This is a genomic window from Streptosporangium sp. NPDC000509 (genome assembly GCF_042898365.1).
In the GTDB taxonomy this organism is placed as follows: Bacteria; Actinomycetota; Actinomycetes; order Streptosporangiales; family Streptosporangiaceae; genus Streptosporangium.
Map to the genome: position 1 here is coordinate 251,007 of NZ_JBIAYX010000015.1, position 12,442 is coordinate 263,448.

Sequence of the window (12,442 nt, forward strand, 5' to 3'; positions counted from 1 at the left end):
GCGGTGGGAGAGAAATGATCCCTGTACGCGGGCCGGAACCGAGGTTCCGGCCCGGATGTGGAGGCTTTCATGAACAAGGAATCCGAAACGAGTGGAACGGTCGAAGGCGCTGCGGCTGCGCGAGCCGGATGCTGGGACCTTTCGCGACCGGGGCGCTGAGGTCGCCGTCCGGTGGGTGGCCGGTCGCGTTACAGGAAGATCGAGGTGTCGAGGTCGAAGTCGACGGGGGAGGGGATGCGGAGCGGCTTGCCCATCTGGACGCGCGTGACGGTCTGGTAGGTCCCGTCCTCGGGATCGCTCAGGACCGTGACCGTGGGAGGGGTGGCGATCGGGTCGACGAGCAGCATGAGGGGCACCTCGCCCGTGGCGTAGATGTGAGGCTTGTCGTCATGGTCGACCCGCGTGCTCTCCGGGGAGACGATCTCGGTGACCATGATCAATCCAGAGGATCGTAGCTCCAGTGTGCCCCAGCGTGGGCAGTCGGCGGGGGCGAGCACGAGGTCGGGGACGAGACTGTCTCGGGGGCTTTCGATGCAGACGTTCACCCCGCCCAGGTGGGCGTGCCACTTCCGCTCCATGACGACCGGCTGCAGCGCGTACGAGAGGAGTGTCGCGCTCCAGCTGTGTTCGGGGGTGCCCACGGGGCTCACGATCAGGTTCCCGTCGATGACTTCGGCGCGAAAGCCGGGGGTGGGGGGCAGGGTTTCGAGAAGATCCCGCGCTGTGTGAGCCGACGACGGATTCTTCCGGGGAACATGGGGAGCGGGACGGCCGCGTGCCGTTGTCACCATGAGATCTCTCCCTCCGTGTTCGGGCGATGACTCTAAGTCTCGCATGGTGGTGTGGTGCGGCGCGACGCGTATGGTCCGTGGTCGCGGGTCGGCCTGGCGGCGACGTGGCGCGGGCGTGGAGGCGAGGCCGGGAGCATGGGGGGTGCGGGGTTCCCGGTTCCGTTTGGTGAGGGAGATGGGTGACGCGGTCCCGCTCGGTGTCGTCTCGAGCGGCCGGACTACGATCGGGGGCCTGAAAAGGAGAGGGAGGCACCGTGGTCCGGGCGCTGGTGTTCGACGTGGGTGAGACGCTGATCGACGAGACGCGCATCTGGTCGCGCTGGGCCGACCGGCTGGGCGTCACCCGGTTCACCATGCTCGGCGTGCTCGGCGGCATGGCCGCGCTCGACCGGTCGTTCGAGGACGCGTTCCGGCTGCTGAGGCCCGGGTTCGAGGTCGAGGCCGAGCAGGAGGCGTGGAAGCGCGACGACCCCACCGGGCTCCGGGTGAACTTCGACGCCGACGACCTCTATCCGGACGTACGGCCCGCCCTCGCGGCGCTGCGCGACCTCGGATACGATCTGATCATCGCGGGCAACCAGCCTCCGCAGGCGCGCGACGCGCTCGCCGCGATGGACCTGCCCGTCGACGCGATCCACACCTCCGACGGCTGGGGTGTCTCCAAACCGGCCCCGGAGTTCTTCGCCAGGGTCGTCGCGGTGTCGGGTCGCGAGCCCGGCGAGATCCTCTACGTGGGCGACCGGCTGGACAACGACGTCCTGCCCGCCCGAGCGGCGGGCATGCGGACCGCACTGATCCGCCGGGGGCCCTGGGGGCATCTCCACGCGGAGCGTCCCCGCGCCGCCGAGGCGGACCACGTGGTCGACGACCTGCACGCCCTGGCCGCCGCCCTCGCCCGCTGACCGCCCCGGAGACGAGACCGAGCCGACCTCGGGGCCTGACCGCATCGCCGAGTTGCGGCTTCGCGGGGCCCCGAGGTCCTCATGTGTCGCGGTGCCCGAGCGGGTGGCGTGCTCCCGGCGCTCAGGTGTCGCGGTACTCGATGTCCGGCTCGATGTGGACGGCGCGTTCCTCGGCCGACAGGTCGCCGTCGTCGGAGCCCACATCCGAGGCGTACTCCTCGGACGTCTCGTCGGGGCTCAACCCCTCGTCCGGTGCCACCAGGCGGGTATCCTCGCGCGGCGCCCGCTCGCGGTCCGGTGCCTCGCGCCGGAGGCGCTCGTCGAGGGTGTCACGGTGCTCGTCGTCGTGTTCGACGATCTCGTGGTTGAGGCCGAGGTCGTCGGTCCACTCCTCGACCTCGACCGCCTGCTCGTCACTCAGACCCTCGCGGTCTGGGGGCATTTCACTCATACCGCGGCCCTACCCGTTTTGTCGCCTTGAATCCCAGGCCAGGTGTTCGTCCCCGTACCTCGGCGGGGCCCGCGACCGGGTGGCTCAGCCGCCGGTGTCCGAGAGGCCGCTCGGCAGGTAGACGGGACGCTGGCTCTCGCGGGCGAGGCGCCCCGCGGCGAGGCGTGGGGCGATGTCCCCCGGCAGGAGGGACATCGCGATGTCCCAGGGGAGGAACGCCGCCTCGTCGAGTTCCTCGGCCTGCAACCGGATGTGGGCGGAGTCGTCCAGGACGCCGCCGTCGAACATGAAGTGGATCACCGGGCGGGGACGGTCCTTCGCCGGTGGTGTCCACTGGACCACGAGCAGGTCGCCCGCCTTGACGGACACCCCGAGCTCCTCGGCCACCTCGCGCGTCGCGCCGTCGTGGGGTGCCTCCCCCTCCTCGACGATCCCGCCGGGGAAGTTCCAGCCGGGCCGGTAGTTGGGCTTGACCAGCAGGACACGGTCCTCCGCGTCGGTGATCAGCATGCAGGCCGAGACGAACACGGTGGGCAGGGACGCGTACCATTCGGCGGGGTCGAGATAGGACTCGCTCATTCGCGTCACGCTACCTTCGCCGGCGGCCGGTCGTGGCCGGAACCCGCCGACGCGCGGCGGTCGTCCGCTCGACGGCCTGCCGCCGAACGGGCAGGGTGTTCCGGCCGTCGGTGCCGCTTCCCGCTCAGCCGAGTTTCTTGACCAAGATCTCGAATTCCAGGTCGTCCCTGGTCGGCAGGCCGAAGCTCTCGTCGCCGTAGGGGAAGGGGGCCGTCTCACCGGTGCGGGAGTAGCCTCGGCGTACGTACCAGGCCAGGAGCTCCTCGCGGACCGAGATCACGGTCATGCGCATCTCGCGCACGTCCCAGGTCTCGCGGGCGAAGCGCTCGGCCTCGGAGAGAAGCGCCTTGCCGAAGCCGCCGTTCTGCAGGGTGGGGCGTACAGCGAACATCCCGAAATATGCGTATTCGCCGCGGTGCTCCACCTGGCAGCAGGCGACGAGCTCGCCGTCCACCTCCATGAGGATCATGTGGTTTTCCGGCTTCTCCAACTCGGCGGTCACGCTCTCCACGTCCGTCCGCCGCCCGTCCAGCAGGTCCGCCTCGGTCGTCCACCCGGCCCGGCTCGACTCCCCCCGGTAGGCGGAATGGACCAGGCGCACCAGGGCGGGCACGTCCGCGACGGTGGCCGCGCGGAAGACCGGTCGCGTGGTCCGGGAGGGGGTGTTCATCCGAGGAGTCCTTTCTGCGCAGGAGAACCCCGCCTTCCGGCGTGAAAGGGAAGGCGGGGGTGATCGCCTGAACAGGCGGTGACACGTACGGTCATCGAGTCGCCTGATCCTGCGCATCATAGTCAAACGGGCTGCTCAGCTCACTTGGCCGCCTGGAAGGCACGGCCCGCGGGGGTGGCGACGCCGTTGCTCAGGAACAGGCCGCTGTTCGGCTCCTTGTCCGAGGAGGGCAGGCCGAACCAGGCGTAGCGCTGCACGTACGGCAGGGAGGCCAGCATCGCGGTGGACGCGGTGACGAAGGCGGCCTGCTGGGCGTCGGTGGGGAAGCGGACACCGTTCGAGAAGTCGATCAGGGCGTACTCGGTGAGCCAGATCGGCTTGCGGTAGCGCTCGTACACGGCCTGGAGGTACGACTTGAGCTGGCCGACCGCCGCCTCGGTGCGGAAGTCCCCGCCGTACCAGTGCAGCGTGACGAAGTCGACGCGGTAGTTCCTCTGGGCCGCCCCGGACATGAAGCGGTCCAGCCAGCCGCCCGCCCGGTCACCGCCGTAGGCGACGGCGGGACTGCCGATCTTCTGGCCCGTCGCGGTGAGCCTCGGCCACAGCGACAGCGCCTTCTCCACGGTCATGTTGGACTGTTCGGCCATGTCCGGCTCGTTGAAACCGAGCAGATAGGGGCCGGCGTTCTTCGCCTGGGCGAGATTCTGGTCGGTGACGCTGTCGGCTCCCCAGATCATCGGGACGAACTCGGCCGACTTCGGAGTCGTGACACCGTTGTGGTTCGTGGACCACGTGTAGTACCAGCTCGCGCCGGAGGCCGCGAGGGCCGCGCTGACACCGGGCGCCTGCCACACACCCACACCCTTCTTGGCGGAGGTTCCCACGGGAACCTCGGGGACCGGTGTGGCCGGGGTCCTGCTGGGGGCGGGACTCGGCGTCGGTGCGGCGGTCGGGGTGCGACTCGGGCTTGAACTCGGCGTCGGCGCGGTCGGGGTGACGCCCGGTACGGGGGCGGCCGAGCCCTTGCCGAAGACCTGGAACTCCCAGAGCGAGACACCGTACCGGCCGGCCCGCTGGGTGGCGTGAAGCCGCACGTACCGGCCGGTGGCCGACACGTCGATGGTCTGCACGCCGCCCCTGCCCGCGGTCGTACTGTGGATCGTCTTCCACCGGCCGTCGCCGTTGGACGTCTGGATCCGGAACGCGGTGGCGTAGGCGTGTTCCCAGTTCAGCACGATCTTGTTGATCGCGGTGGGCCTGCCCAGGTCAACCCGCAGCCACTGCGGGTCGCTGAACGCGCTGGACCAGCGGGTGTCGCTCCTGCCGTCGACCGCGGCCGCGGCGGACAGGTCGCCTCGCTCGACCGAGGAGGCGACGGCACTCCGGCCCTGCGACACGGGGGTCTCGGCCGCGCCGGCCGGGAGGGCGCCGTTCACCATCGAGGCGCCCAGGACGGCCACCAGGACGCCCGCGAGCGCGGCGCGGCGTACCTGGCGACCTGTTGCGCGAACCGCTGCGGTACCGCGCGGAACAGTCTCACTCATGTGGATGAGGCCCTTCGTACGGGGGAGTGGGGATCGGATGCTGTCGGTGTACTGGAGGCATGACGGTCGGGCCGGGTCGCGGATCTCTTGGCCGGACGTGTTCGCTCCCGTACAGGAGACCGGCGGGCGGACCGGGGACAACGGAAACGTGGTGGTCGATCTGGGATACTCCGCGAGTGCGACGTTCGTCCCGCAGCACTCTCCGGTTGATCGCCGACATCGCCGTCTCACTCGTCGTCGGGCTGTATCTCGTCGCCCTGGTGATGGACGAGGCGGTGGCGCGCCCGGGACCGCTGGTGGTCCTCGGGATGATCGCGGGCGCGGCGCAGGGCGTGGCGCTGTGGTGGCGGCGTTCCCATCCGGTGACGGTGATGGCGGTCGCGCTCGCCGGAGGGCTTGTCGTCCACTACCTCGCGCCGCAGGGGCTCTTCCCGTTCGCGGGCCTCTTCGCGATCGGCTCGCTGGCCGCGCTCCGCCCGCCCCGCGTGTCGCTGCCCGCGCTCGCGGCGCTGCTCGCCCTCACCGCGCTGAACTTCCGCACCGCTCCCAGCCAGGACGCGCAGTTCGCGATGGCGTTCCCCGTCCTCGCCTGGGCGCTCGGCGAGGTCGTACGCAACCGGCGTGTGGCGATCGACCAGGAGTCGCGCAGGGCGGTCAGCGAGGAGCAGGCGCGGATCGCCCGCGAGCTGCACGACGTGATCGCGCACAGTGTCTCGGTCATCGTGGTACAGGCGGCCGCCGCCGACGACGTCTTCGACGAACATCCCGACCAGGCACGCGCCGCGCTGCGCTCGATCGAGGCGGCGGGGCGTGAGGCGCTCGGGGAACTGCGCGGGTTGCTGGCCGTGGTGCGGCCGGGCGCGGAGGCCGCTTTGCAGCATCCCCAGCCGGGACTCGACCGGCTCGGGGAGCTCGTGGAGCCGTTCCGCGCCGCCGGTCTGCAGGTCGCGGTGCGCTGGGAGGACACCGGTGCCGACGGCGCGCTGCCGCCGGGGGTCGATCTCGCCGCCTACCGGATCGTTCAGGAGGCGCTCACCAACACGTTGCGCCACGCGGGCGCCGGGCGCGCGGAGGTCACCGTCAGGGTCGGCTCAGGGATGCTCGAACTGGACATTCTCGACGACGGGCGCGGTGGCGGAGGCGGTGACGGTGTGGACAGCGGTGGTGGCGGGAGCGGCGGAGACGGTGACGGCAGCGGTGGCAACGGGAGCAACGGAGGCTTGGGCGGTGAAGACGGGAGCGGTGACGGCATGGGCGACGGTGGCGGCGGTCACGGGATCGCGGGGATGCGCGAGCGCGCCGTGATGCTGGGCGGCACCCTCGACGCGGGTCCGCGACCCGGAGGCGGATTCCGCGTTCGTGCCCATCTGCCGTTGGGAGCGCCGCGATGAGCGTCCGGGTGGTCCTCGCCGACGACCAGGCGTTGGTCCGCGGCGGTTTCCGGATGATCCTGGAGGCGAGGGCGGACCTTGAGGTGGTCGGCGAGGCCGGGGACGGCGAGGAGGCCACGGCCCTGGTCGAGCGGCTGAGGCCCGACGTCGTCCTGATGGACGTGCGGATGCCCGGCGTCGACGGCCTGGAGGCGACCAGGAGGATCGTCGCCTCGGGGAGTCCGGCCCGGGTCATCGTGCTGACCACCTACGACGTCGACGAGTCCGTGTTCGCCGCCCTGCGCGCCGGGGCGAGTGCCTTCCTGCTCAAGGACGTGCGGCCCGCGGAACTGGTGGAGGCGGTTCGCGTGGTCGCGCGCGGCGACGCGCTGCTCGCGCCGTCGGTCACCCGCAGGCTGCTCGACCGGTTCGTCACCGTTCTGCCTGATCCCGGTGCCACGCCGCCCGACCTCGGCTCGCTGACCGGGCGGGAGGTCGAGGTGCTGCGGCTGGTCGCGCTCGCGCTGTCCAACGCCGAGATCGCCGAGCGACTCGTGCTCACCGAGGCGACGGTCAAGACGCACGTGTCCTCGATACTGCGCAAGCTCGGCCTGCGCGACCGGGTCCAGGCCGTCGTCCTCGCCTACGACGTGGGACTCGTGCGCCCGCGCTCCCTTTGAGATCCTCCTCGGCCGGAATCCGTCCGAGGGGGGAGAGGTACGGCCCGGCTCCGTCCTGGGAGGGGGATGAAGGCCACTCCCGCGTTCGATGTGCTCGGAGGGCGTCCGGACCTAGCGTCGCCGCCATGACCGGAAATCCTCCCGACGACCGACGGCACGCGACCCAAACTGACCGAACGGCTCGGATCTCCGAGCCCTCCAGGACCGCCGAGGCGGCCCGGACCTTCGAGCCGGCCCCGACATCTCGGACGCCTCAGACGGCTGAGGCGGACCAAGCAGCCAGGGGGGCGCGGCCGGCTCAGGCGGCCCCCGGCGGGCGTCCGGGGCCGTTGCGTCGGGTCGCGCCCGCACTCGGGCTCTTCCTCCTCTCCCCGCTGGTCGCGGAGTACCTGCTCGGCAACGTTCCCCCGTCCGAGCTCTGGGGCCTGGTCGTCCTCGCGCCGATGTACGGCGGTGGCGCGATCATCATCCGCGAGGTCGCGCGCCGCGCCGGGCGCGGCTGGCCGACGATCATCCTGCTCGGGTGCGCGTACGGCGTGCTGGAGGCGACCCTGATCGACCAGACCCTCTTCAACCCCGCCCCGCTGTTCGAGGGGGACGTCTCCCGCAGTTCCACCCTCATCCCGGCACTGGGGTTCAGCGCGGTCAACGCTCTGGGATTCACCGCGGGACACGCCGTCTGGAGCATCGGCGTCCCGATCGCCGTCGTCGAGACCCTGGTGCCCCGCCGCGCCACGACTCCCTGGCTGGGCATACCCGGCCTGCTCTTCGCCTGCGTCGTGTTCGTCCTCGGTTCCCTCGTGCTCTTCGGCGGCATCCGCGACGACAGCGGATTCATGGCCTCGCCGCCACAGAGGATCGGCGCCGCCGCCGTGGTCGTGCTCCTGGTCGTCGCCGCGTTCCTCGTCGGACGGCGCTCCCGGTCGGCGAAGGGTGCGCGGTCGCCGAAGCCCTGGCTGGCGGGTACGGCGGGATTCGTCGCGTCCGCGGCGTTCGTCGCCCGTCCCGAGGACTGGTGGGGGACCGCCGCGGGCATCGTACTGATCGCCGTGACGGCGGTCGTGATCGGCCGGTGGTCGCGAGGTGACGGCTGGGACGCCAGGCACCGGCTCGCGCTGGCGGGGGGCGCGCTGCTGACTCAGGCGTTCCTCGGTTTCCTGCTGTTGTTCCTTCACGGCACCGCGACCACCGCCAACCTGATCGGCCAGACGGTCCTCGTCCTCGGCGCGCTCGCTCTCTTCCTCGTGGCCCGCCGTAGCGCGCGGAGAGCGGGCGCGGGAGGGTGAGGAACCCGCCTACGGGTCGGTTCCGGCCCCGTGCGGATCCACGCCCCGCGCGTTCTCCGTCACGTGCAGTTATCGTCGATAACGGAACGTGGGGAATCGGGGGATGACGTGGGGAGGCGGGGGATGCGACACACGCGTGCGGCGGTGATGCGGGCGGCGCTGCGGCTGCTCGACGAGGTCGGACTGGACGGTCTGACCACGCGCGGGCTCGCGCAGGAGCTCGACGTACGCTCACCGGTCCTGTATCGCCACTTCGGCAACAAGCGGGAACTCCTCGACCACATGGCCGCGACCATGATCGAGGACGCGTTCGCGCACCTGGCCCGCCCGGGGCCCGGCCAGGACTGGGCCGACTGGCTCGCCGAGCGGGGGCGGGCGCTGCGCCGGAGCCTGCTCACCTATCGCGACGGCGCGCGGCTGCACGTCGGTGCCCGGCCGGTCGGGAACCAGGCCGCGACCTCCGACTCCGTGGTCGAGGTGCTGGGCGAGGCGGGGTTTTCTCCCGAGGAGGCCCGGCGGGTGATTCTCGTCATCGGCCGCTACATCGTCGGGTGGGCTCTTGAGGAGCAGGCGAGCGTCGGTCGCCCTGTGGAGGGGGTGTCGCGCGAGGCGGCCGACGCCGACTTCGAGTACGGGCTGAACGCGATCCTGGCGGGTCTGCGCGCGAGTCTGGACGGTGTTCGCGCGAGCCCGGACGGGGAGATCCGCTGAAGGGCGTCCCCGTCCGGGTCCGCGTGGCACCGGGCGCGGTCGGCGAGACCAGGTGAGGCGGGCGGCTCCCTGTCCAGGCTCGTGCGGTGCCGAGCGGCCACCTCGCGCGGCCTAGCCGTCGCCGTACGGGGACGCGGTCCGCCGTTCTTTCAGGCGGAGGTTTCTCCGTTCTCTCCGAGCCAGACGAGATCGGAGTGGAGCCGGTACGCGGCGCTGTTGGCGCTCCGCCAGCTGCCGAACCCCCGGGCGGTCACCCCGACGGTGGCCGCCTCTCCGCCCGGCAGTGCCAGCCCGTACGCCACCACCTCGGGGACGTCCTCGCCGAACTCCTGGACCAGGGCGAACACCCGAGGCAGACCACCGGCCAACGCCCTCACGTCCTCCCTGGTGGTGCCGACGTTCTCGGGAAAGGTGTCTCCCTCGCTTCCGTTTGCCGCCTTCTGAGAGCCTGTGCCGTGGTAGACAGTCGAGTGGTTGGAATCGTCGAAGTGCTCCATCTTGAGTGTTTCCTTTCCGGCCGCCGGGGCCTGGGCGGGCATGGCCTCCAAGCGAAGTCTGCCCAGGTCCCTTTTCTGGTTCTTGGTGTTGACGTGACCTCATGACTCCGTAATTGGTCGTCAACTGTCGCTTTTGCGTACTTGTTGTGATCGCTTGATTACTTTCGGTATAGCGGCACAGCCGCAAGGGCTCGACAAGTTGTCTGGCCTCATCGATTGGATAGTGCCTCGATTTGTGTGACCGGTTCGGAAGGAATGGGTATGGCTGCTCCGAAGTGGATCACTTTGCGTTCCCAGTGGCTCGGTCAGCAACTTCGAGAACTGAGGGAGGCCAACGATCTTCTGCTCAAGGACGTGGCCGAGTATCTGCAACGTGATCCGGGCACCATCAGCCGCTTCGAGTCCGGCGGATACCCCATTCGGAGGCCAGACCTGTTCGCGCTCCTCGACTTGTACGGCGTCGCGGACGGTCATCGCCGTGAGGCGCTACTGAAACTGAGCCAGGAAGTCTGGCAGAAGGGCTGGTGGGACGGGTACGCCGGCGCGTTCGTCGACTATGTGTGGCTGGAGTCTCGGGCGCGTGAGATACGGGCCTTCGACAACACTCTGCTGCCCGGCCTGCTCCACACCCCGGAGTATGCGCGGGCAGCGATCACGGCGGCCGAGTATGACGCGAAAGACGAGCAGATCGACCGCTGGGTCGAGCTTCGCACGACTCGTCAAGGGATCCTCGCGGGAGACAACCCACCCCGTCTGTTGTCGATCATCGATGAGTCTGTGCTGCACAGGCAGGTCGGTGGTGCCGTATGCCTGGCGAAGCAACTCGGAGAACTGGCCAGGCATGCCGCTCAGCCCAACATCGAGGTCCGCGTCCTGCCATTCAGCGCTGGGGCGCATGCCAGTCCGGCCGGTGCGTTCCGGATTTTCACGATGGAGAAGGCGTTTCCTGAGATCGGCTACGCGGAGACTCCGAAAGGGGCTATTTATATTGAATCGCCAGATGCTCAGCGTTTCGTGCGGACGTACGATGAACTGCGGGAGCTGGCTCTGACTCCCGAGGAGTCGGCTGTATTGATCTCCGCGACAGCAGAGGAGCTATTGCGGTAAACGCGAGGGAAGGGTGTGAAATGCCTGATTCCATGAGTTTGGCCGACGTTGCCTGGCGCATCAGTACGAAGAGCGACAACGGCGGCGGGAGCTGCGTTGAGGTTGGTCCGTTGGGGGACGGTAGTGGGCGGGTTGCGGTGCGGCATAGTCATCGGCCTGATGGTGAGGTGATCGTTTATACCCGTGCGGAGTGGGAGGCGTTTGTCGGTGGTGTCAAAGATGGGGAGTTCGACTTCTCCGCCCCGTGAGACATCGTGGAAGCTCGCCGACATTGGAGGGGGCCGAGGTGAACGCGATGGAAGGGTCCGAGGTGCTCGGTCCCGGTGATCTGGCCGGTGTCGCCTGGCGCATCAGCACGAGAAGCGAGAACGGCGGCGGGAATTGCGTTGAGGTTGGTCCGTTGGGGGACGGTAGTGGGCGGGTTGCGGTGCGGCATAGTCATCGGCCTGATGGTGAGGTGATCGTCTATAGCCGTGCGGAGTGGGAGGCGTTCGTCGGTGGTGTCAAGGACGGGGAGTTCGACTTCTCCGCCAGATGAGACACGCGACGGTGGCCTGAGCGGGCCGTGACGCGGGCGACGTCACGAGTCACCGCATGAACGTCTCCATGTCTCACGCCAGTGAACGTTCATCGATCAAGACACGCCCGAACGGCCGCGAGAGATGACCGGACACCGGGACACGAGGACGGAAGAAGGCGGCCGCTGGATGGTCAGACCGCAGACGGGGTGGTGATGCGCCCACCGAGGAGCGGCCCTTCGAGGTGTGCGGGGATGAGCATGACGCCACTGATCCTCGATGCCGGTTTTTCGCTACAGCTGCGAACCTACCGACGCTCCGAGAGCGTGTACGACCAAAGGTGAAACTCTGTCGGGAGTGATGATTTCACGGTGTTTCAACCGGCACAGGGTTGCCTTGCTGATCGACGACGACCCTTCCCTCCAGTGGGCGATCTATTCGTACGGTTCCGCTCTTCAGCATGGCGAAGGCCGGCCGATCGCAGTCGGGCTGCGCGGTGCTTGGCTCACCGGTAAGGATCACCACGGCGGACTGGAGTTGGCCGGCTTCGAAATGATCGTCGCCGGTTGATCCATCGCAGGAAGTCGGAGCGACGGTGACTTTAAAGGAAAGTGAGGTTCTCGACGTGTCCAGGGAAACACCGTCGATCGCCGCCGAGCGCCTTGTCTGACCTAGGCGCCAAAACGCGTCAGGGGTTACCGCCGGCCAGCTTACCGACCCTCCGTTGTCCGTGCGGAAGCTCCATGAGGGAAGCGACAGCGAGCCCCTGTCCGTCATCCATTCCAGCTGGCTCAGGCGCGCTTCGACGACGGTCATGGTCTCTCCGGGTAACCCCCGAAGCCGCTCAGAAAGGCGATCGAAAGCATCTGCGGCCGATATCCGGGTTAGGCTTACCTTGTCTCCGTCGAGCAGGACATCCTGGCTCCCCGGCGGATCGTCGGACAGTTTTTCCTGTAAAGTGAACCGCGTTCCGGGCTTGGCGTCACCAACGAGTTTTGGGAGATCGTCAACGATGATTATCGGGCGTGGATCGCGTGTGTATGGAAAATCGCGCCATTGATCCGCCGCCGTGCTGGAGTCGCTGCCCGGTCCCGCTTGTCCGGAACAGGCCGACATGAACGCGATTGCGGAGCACAGCAGGATCATTTTTTTGGCGGCGTGAACGTCACCCATGCCCGGAACGCTACTTCGTGGTCGAATGTCTCGCCAGTGCTGAATAAGTGACTGCGTATATCGAGGGGCGCGCACGGTGTTTCGGCGGTGATGGGCTCTTTTCGTCCGGTCGCGGCTCTCCGTACGGTGGGGCGGACGGGGAGCCGGTGGTGGGATCCGGCGG

15 protein-coding genes are annotated in these 12,442 nt (G+C 68.9%); 8 read left to right on the forward strand and 7 right to left on the reverse strand.

From position 1 onward, the window contains the following. Positions 1 to 188: 188 nt before the first annotated feature. Positions 189 to 836, reverse strand: coding sequence for a Uma2 family endonuclease (locus ACFY3D_RS27240; RefSeq protein ID WP_389984149.1), 648 nt, complete (start codon positions 834 to 836; stop codon positions 189 to 191). Between the two features lie 209 nt (positions 837 to 1,045). Here ACFY3D_RS27240 and ACFY3D_RS27245 point away from each other — a divergent pair, with 209 nt between their 5' ends. Beyond that, positions 1,046 to 1,693, forward strand: a complete 648-nt coding sequence (locus tag ACFY3D_RS27245) for an HAD family hydrolase (protein ID WP_389984152.1) — start codon at positions 1,046 to 1,048, stop codon at positions 1,691 to 1,693. 121 nt (positions 1,694 to 1,814) lie between these two features. Here the strand turns inward: ACFY3D_RS27245 and ACFY3D_RS27250 are convergent, their stop codons facing one another. From ACFY3D_RS27250 to ACFY3D_RS27265, 4 genes are all read right to left on the reverse strand, one after another. Continuing rightward, positions 1,815 to 2,144 carry a DUF5709 domain-containing protein gene (locus ACFY3D_RS27250; protein ID WP_389984155.1) on the reverse strand — a complete coding sequence of 110 codons (330 nt, stop codon included), beginning with the start codon at positions 2,142 to 2,144 and terminating at the stop codon, positions 1,815 to 1,817. Positions 2,145 to 2,228: 84 nt separating this feature from the next. Beyond that, the gene (locus ACFY3D_RS27255; protein WP_389984157.1) at positions 2,229 to 2,723 is read right to left on the reverse strand and encodes an NUDIX domain-containing protein; all 495 of its coding nucleotides are present in this window, start codon (positions 2,721 to 2,723) and stop codon (positions 2,229 to 2,231) included. A 124-nt stretch (positions 2,724 to 2,847) separates the two neighbouring features. After that, positions 2,848 to 3,393: a GNAT family N-acetyltransferase gene (locus tag ACFY3D_RS27260; protein ID WP_389984160.1), complete on the reverse strand. Its 546-nt coding sequence runs from the start codon at positions 3,391 to 3,393 to the stop codon at positions 2,848 to 2,850. 140 nt (positions 3,394 to 3,533) lie between these two features. Then, on the reverse strand, positions 3,534 to 4,937 hold the full coding sequence (locus tag ACFY3D_RS27265; protein WP_389984163.1) for a glycosyl hydrolase: 1,404 nt from the start codon (positions 4,935 to 4,937) through the stop codon (positions 3,534 to 3,536). 176 nt (positions 4,938 to 5,113) lie between these two features. Between ACFY3D_RS27265 and ACFY3D_RS27270 the strand changes: the two genes are divergently transcribed. From ACFY3D_RS27270 to ACFY3D_RS27285, 4 genes are all read left to right on the forward strand, one after another. After that, on the forward strand, positions 5,114 to 6,328 hold the full coding sequence (locus ACFY3D_RS27270) for a sensor histidine kinase (RefSeq protein ID WP_389984166.1): 1,215 nt from the start codon (positions 5,114 to 5,116) through the stop codon (positions 6,326 to 6,328). Further along, complete coding sequence (locus ACFY3D_RS27275) at positions 6,325 to 6,987, forward strand: response regulator (protein ID WP_389984169.1); 663 nt, start codon at positions 6,325 to 6,327, stop codon at positions 6,985 to 6,987. Before ACFY3D_RS27270 ends, ACFY3D_RS27275 begins: the two co-directional genes overlap by 4 nt. 329 nt (positions 6,988 to 7,316) lie before the next feature. Further along, a complete protein-coding gene (locus ACFY3D_RS27280; protein WP_389984172.1) occupies positions 7,317 to 8,273 on the forward strand; it encodes a hypothetical protein in 957 nt (318 codons plus the stop codon). A gap of 123 nt (positions 8,274 to 8,396) precedes the next feature. Then, on the forward strand, positions 8,397 to 8,984 hold the full coding sequence (locus ACFY3D_RS27285; RefSeq protein WP_389984175.1) for a TetR/AcrR family transcriptional regulator C-terminal domain-containing protein: 588 nt from the start codon (positions 8,397 to 8,399) through the stop codon (positions 8,982 to 8,984). A 149-nt stretch (positions 8,985 to 9,133) separates the two neighbouring features. On the opposite strand, the gene ACFY3D_RS27290 is transcribed toward ACFY3D_RS27285, so the two are convergent. Further along, the gene (locus ACFY3D_RS27290; protein ID WP_389984178.1) at positions 9,134 to 9,481 is read right to left on the reverse strand and encodes a hypothetical protein; all 348 of its coding nucleotides are present in this window, start codon (positions 9,479 to 9,481) and stop codon (positions 9,134 to 9,136) included. A gap of 261 nt (positions 9,482 to 9,742) precedes the next feature. Here ACFY3D_RS27290 and ACFY3D_RS27295 point away from each other — a divergent pair, with 261 nt between their 5' ends. Genes ACFY3D_RS27295 through ACFY3D_RS27305 form a run of 3 tightly spaced genes read left to right on the forward strand, consistent with a single transcriptional unit; the run spans position 9,743 to position 11,126 of the window. Continuing rightward, positions 9,743 to 10,588 (forward strand): helix-turn-helix domain-containing protein, encoded by an 846-nt coding sequence (locus tag ACFY3D_RS27295; protein WP_389984181.1) that lies wholly within the window; start codon positions 9,743 to 9,745, stop codon positions 10,586 to 10,588. Positions 10,589 to 10,608: 20 nt separating this feature from the next. Further along, entirely contained in the window at positions 10,609 to 10,836 is a 228-nt protein-coding gene (locus ACFY3D_RS27300) for a DUF397 domain-containing protein (RefSeq protein ID WP_389984184.1), read from the forward strand. 47 nt (positions 10,837 to 10,883) lie between these two features. Then, entirely contained in the window at positions 10,884 to 11,126 is a 243-nt protein-coding gene (locus tag ACFY3D_RS27305) for a DUF397 domain-containing protein (RefSeq protein WP_389984263.1), read from the forward strand. A gap of 346 nt (positions 11,127 to 11,472) precedes the next feature. Here ACFY3D_RS27305 and ACFY3D_RS27310 read toward each other — a convergent pair whose 3' ends face one another. Then, entirely contained in the window at positions 11,473 to 12,279 is an 807-nt protein-coding gene (locus ACFY3D_RS27310; protein ID WP_389984187.1) for a hypothetical protein, read from the reverse strand. Positions 12,280 to 12,442 lie beyond the last annotated feature (163 nt).

What these genes read in the sequence shown, in the direction of transcription:
- ACFY3D_RS27260 (WP_389984160.1), bottom strand. Translation starts at nt 3,393, where the DNA reads ATGAACACCCCCTCCCGGACCACGCGACCGGTCTTCCGCGCGGCCACC.
- ACFY3D_RS27255 (WP_389984157.1), bottom strand. Translation starts at nt 2,723, where the DNA reads ATGAGCGAGTCCTATCTCGACCCCGCCGAATGGTACGCGTCCCTGCCC.
- ACFY3D_RS27265 (WP_389984163.1), bottom strand. Translation starts at nt 4,937, where the DNA reads ATGAGTGAGACTGTTCCGCGCGGTACCGCAGCGGTTCGCGCAACAGGT.
- ACFY3D_RS27300 (WP_389984184.1), top strand. Translation starts at nt 10,609, where the DNA reads ATGCCTGATTCCATGAGTTTGGCCGACGTTGCCTGGCGCATCAGTACG.
- ACFY3D_RS27250 (WP_389984155.1), bottom strand. Translation starts at nt 2,144, where the DNA reads ATGAGTGAAATGCCCCCAGACCGCGAGGGTCTGAGTGACGAGCAGGCG.
- ACFY3D_RS27310 (WP_389984187.1), bottom strand. Translation starts at nt 12,279, where the DNA reads ATGGGTGACGTTCACGCCGCCAAAAAAATGATCCTGCTGTGCTCCGCA.
- ACFY3D_RS27285 (WP_389984175.1), top strand. Translation starts at nt 8,397, where the DNA reads ATGCGACACACGCGTGCGGCGGTGATGCGGGCGGCGCTGCGGCTGCTC.
- ACFY3D_RS27305 (WP_389984263.1), top strand. Translation starts at nt 10,884, where the DNA reads ATGGAAGGGTCCGAGGTGCTCGGTCCCGGTGATCTGGCCGGTGTCGCC.
- ACFY3D_RS27295 (WP_389984181.1), top strand. Translation starts at nt 9,743, where the DNA reads ATGGCTGCTCCGAAGTGGATCACTTTGCGTTCCCAGTGGCTCGGTCAG.
- ACFY3D_RS27240 (WP_389984149.1), bottom strand. Translation starts at nt 836, where the DNA reads ATGCGAGACTTAGAGTCATCGCCCGAACACGGAGGGAGAGATCTCATG.
- ACFY3D_RS27290 (WP_389984178.1), bottom strand. Translation starts at nt 9,481, where the DNA reads ATGGAGCACTTCGACGATTCCAACCACTCGACTGTCTACCACGGCACA.
- ACFY3D_RS27275 (WP_389984169.1), top strand. Translation starts at nt 6,325, where the DNA reads ATGAGCGTCCGGGTGGTCCTCGCCGACGACCAGGCGTTGGTCCGCGGC.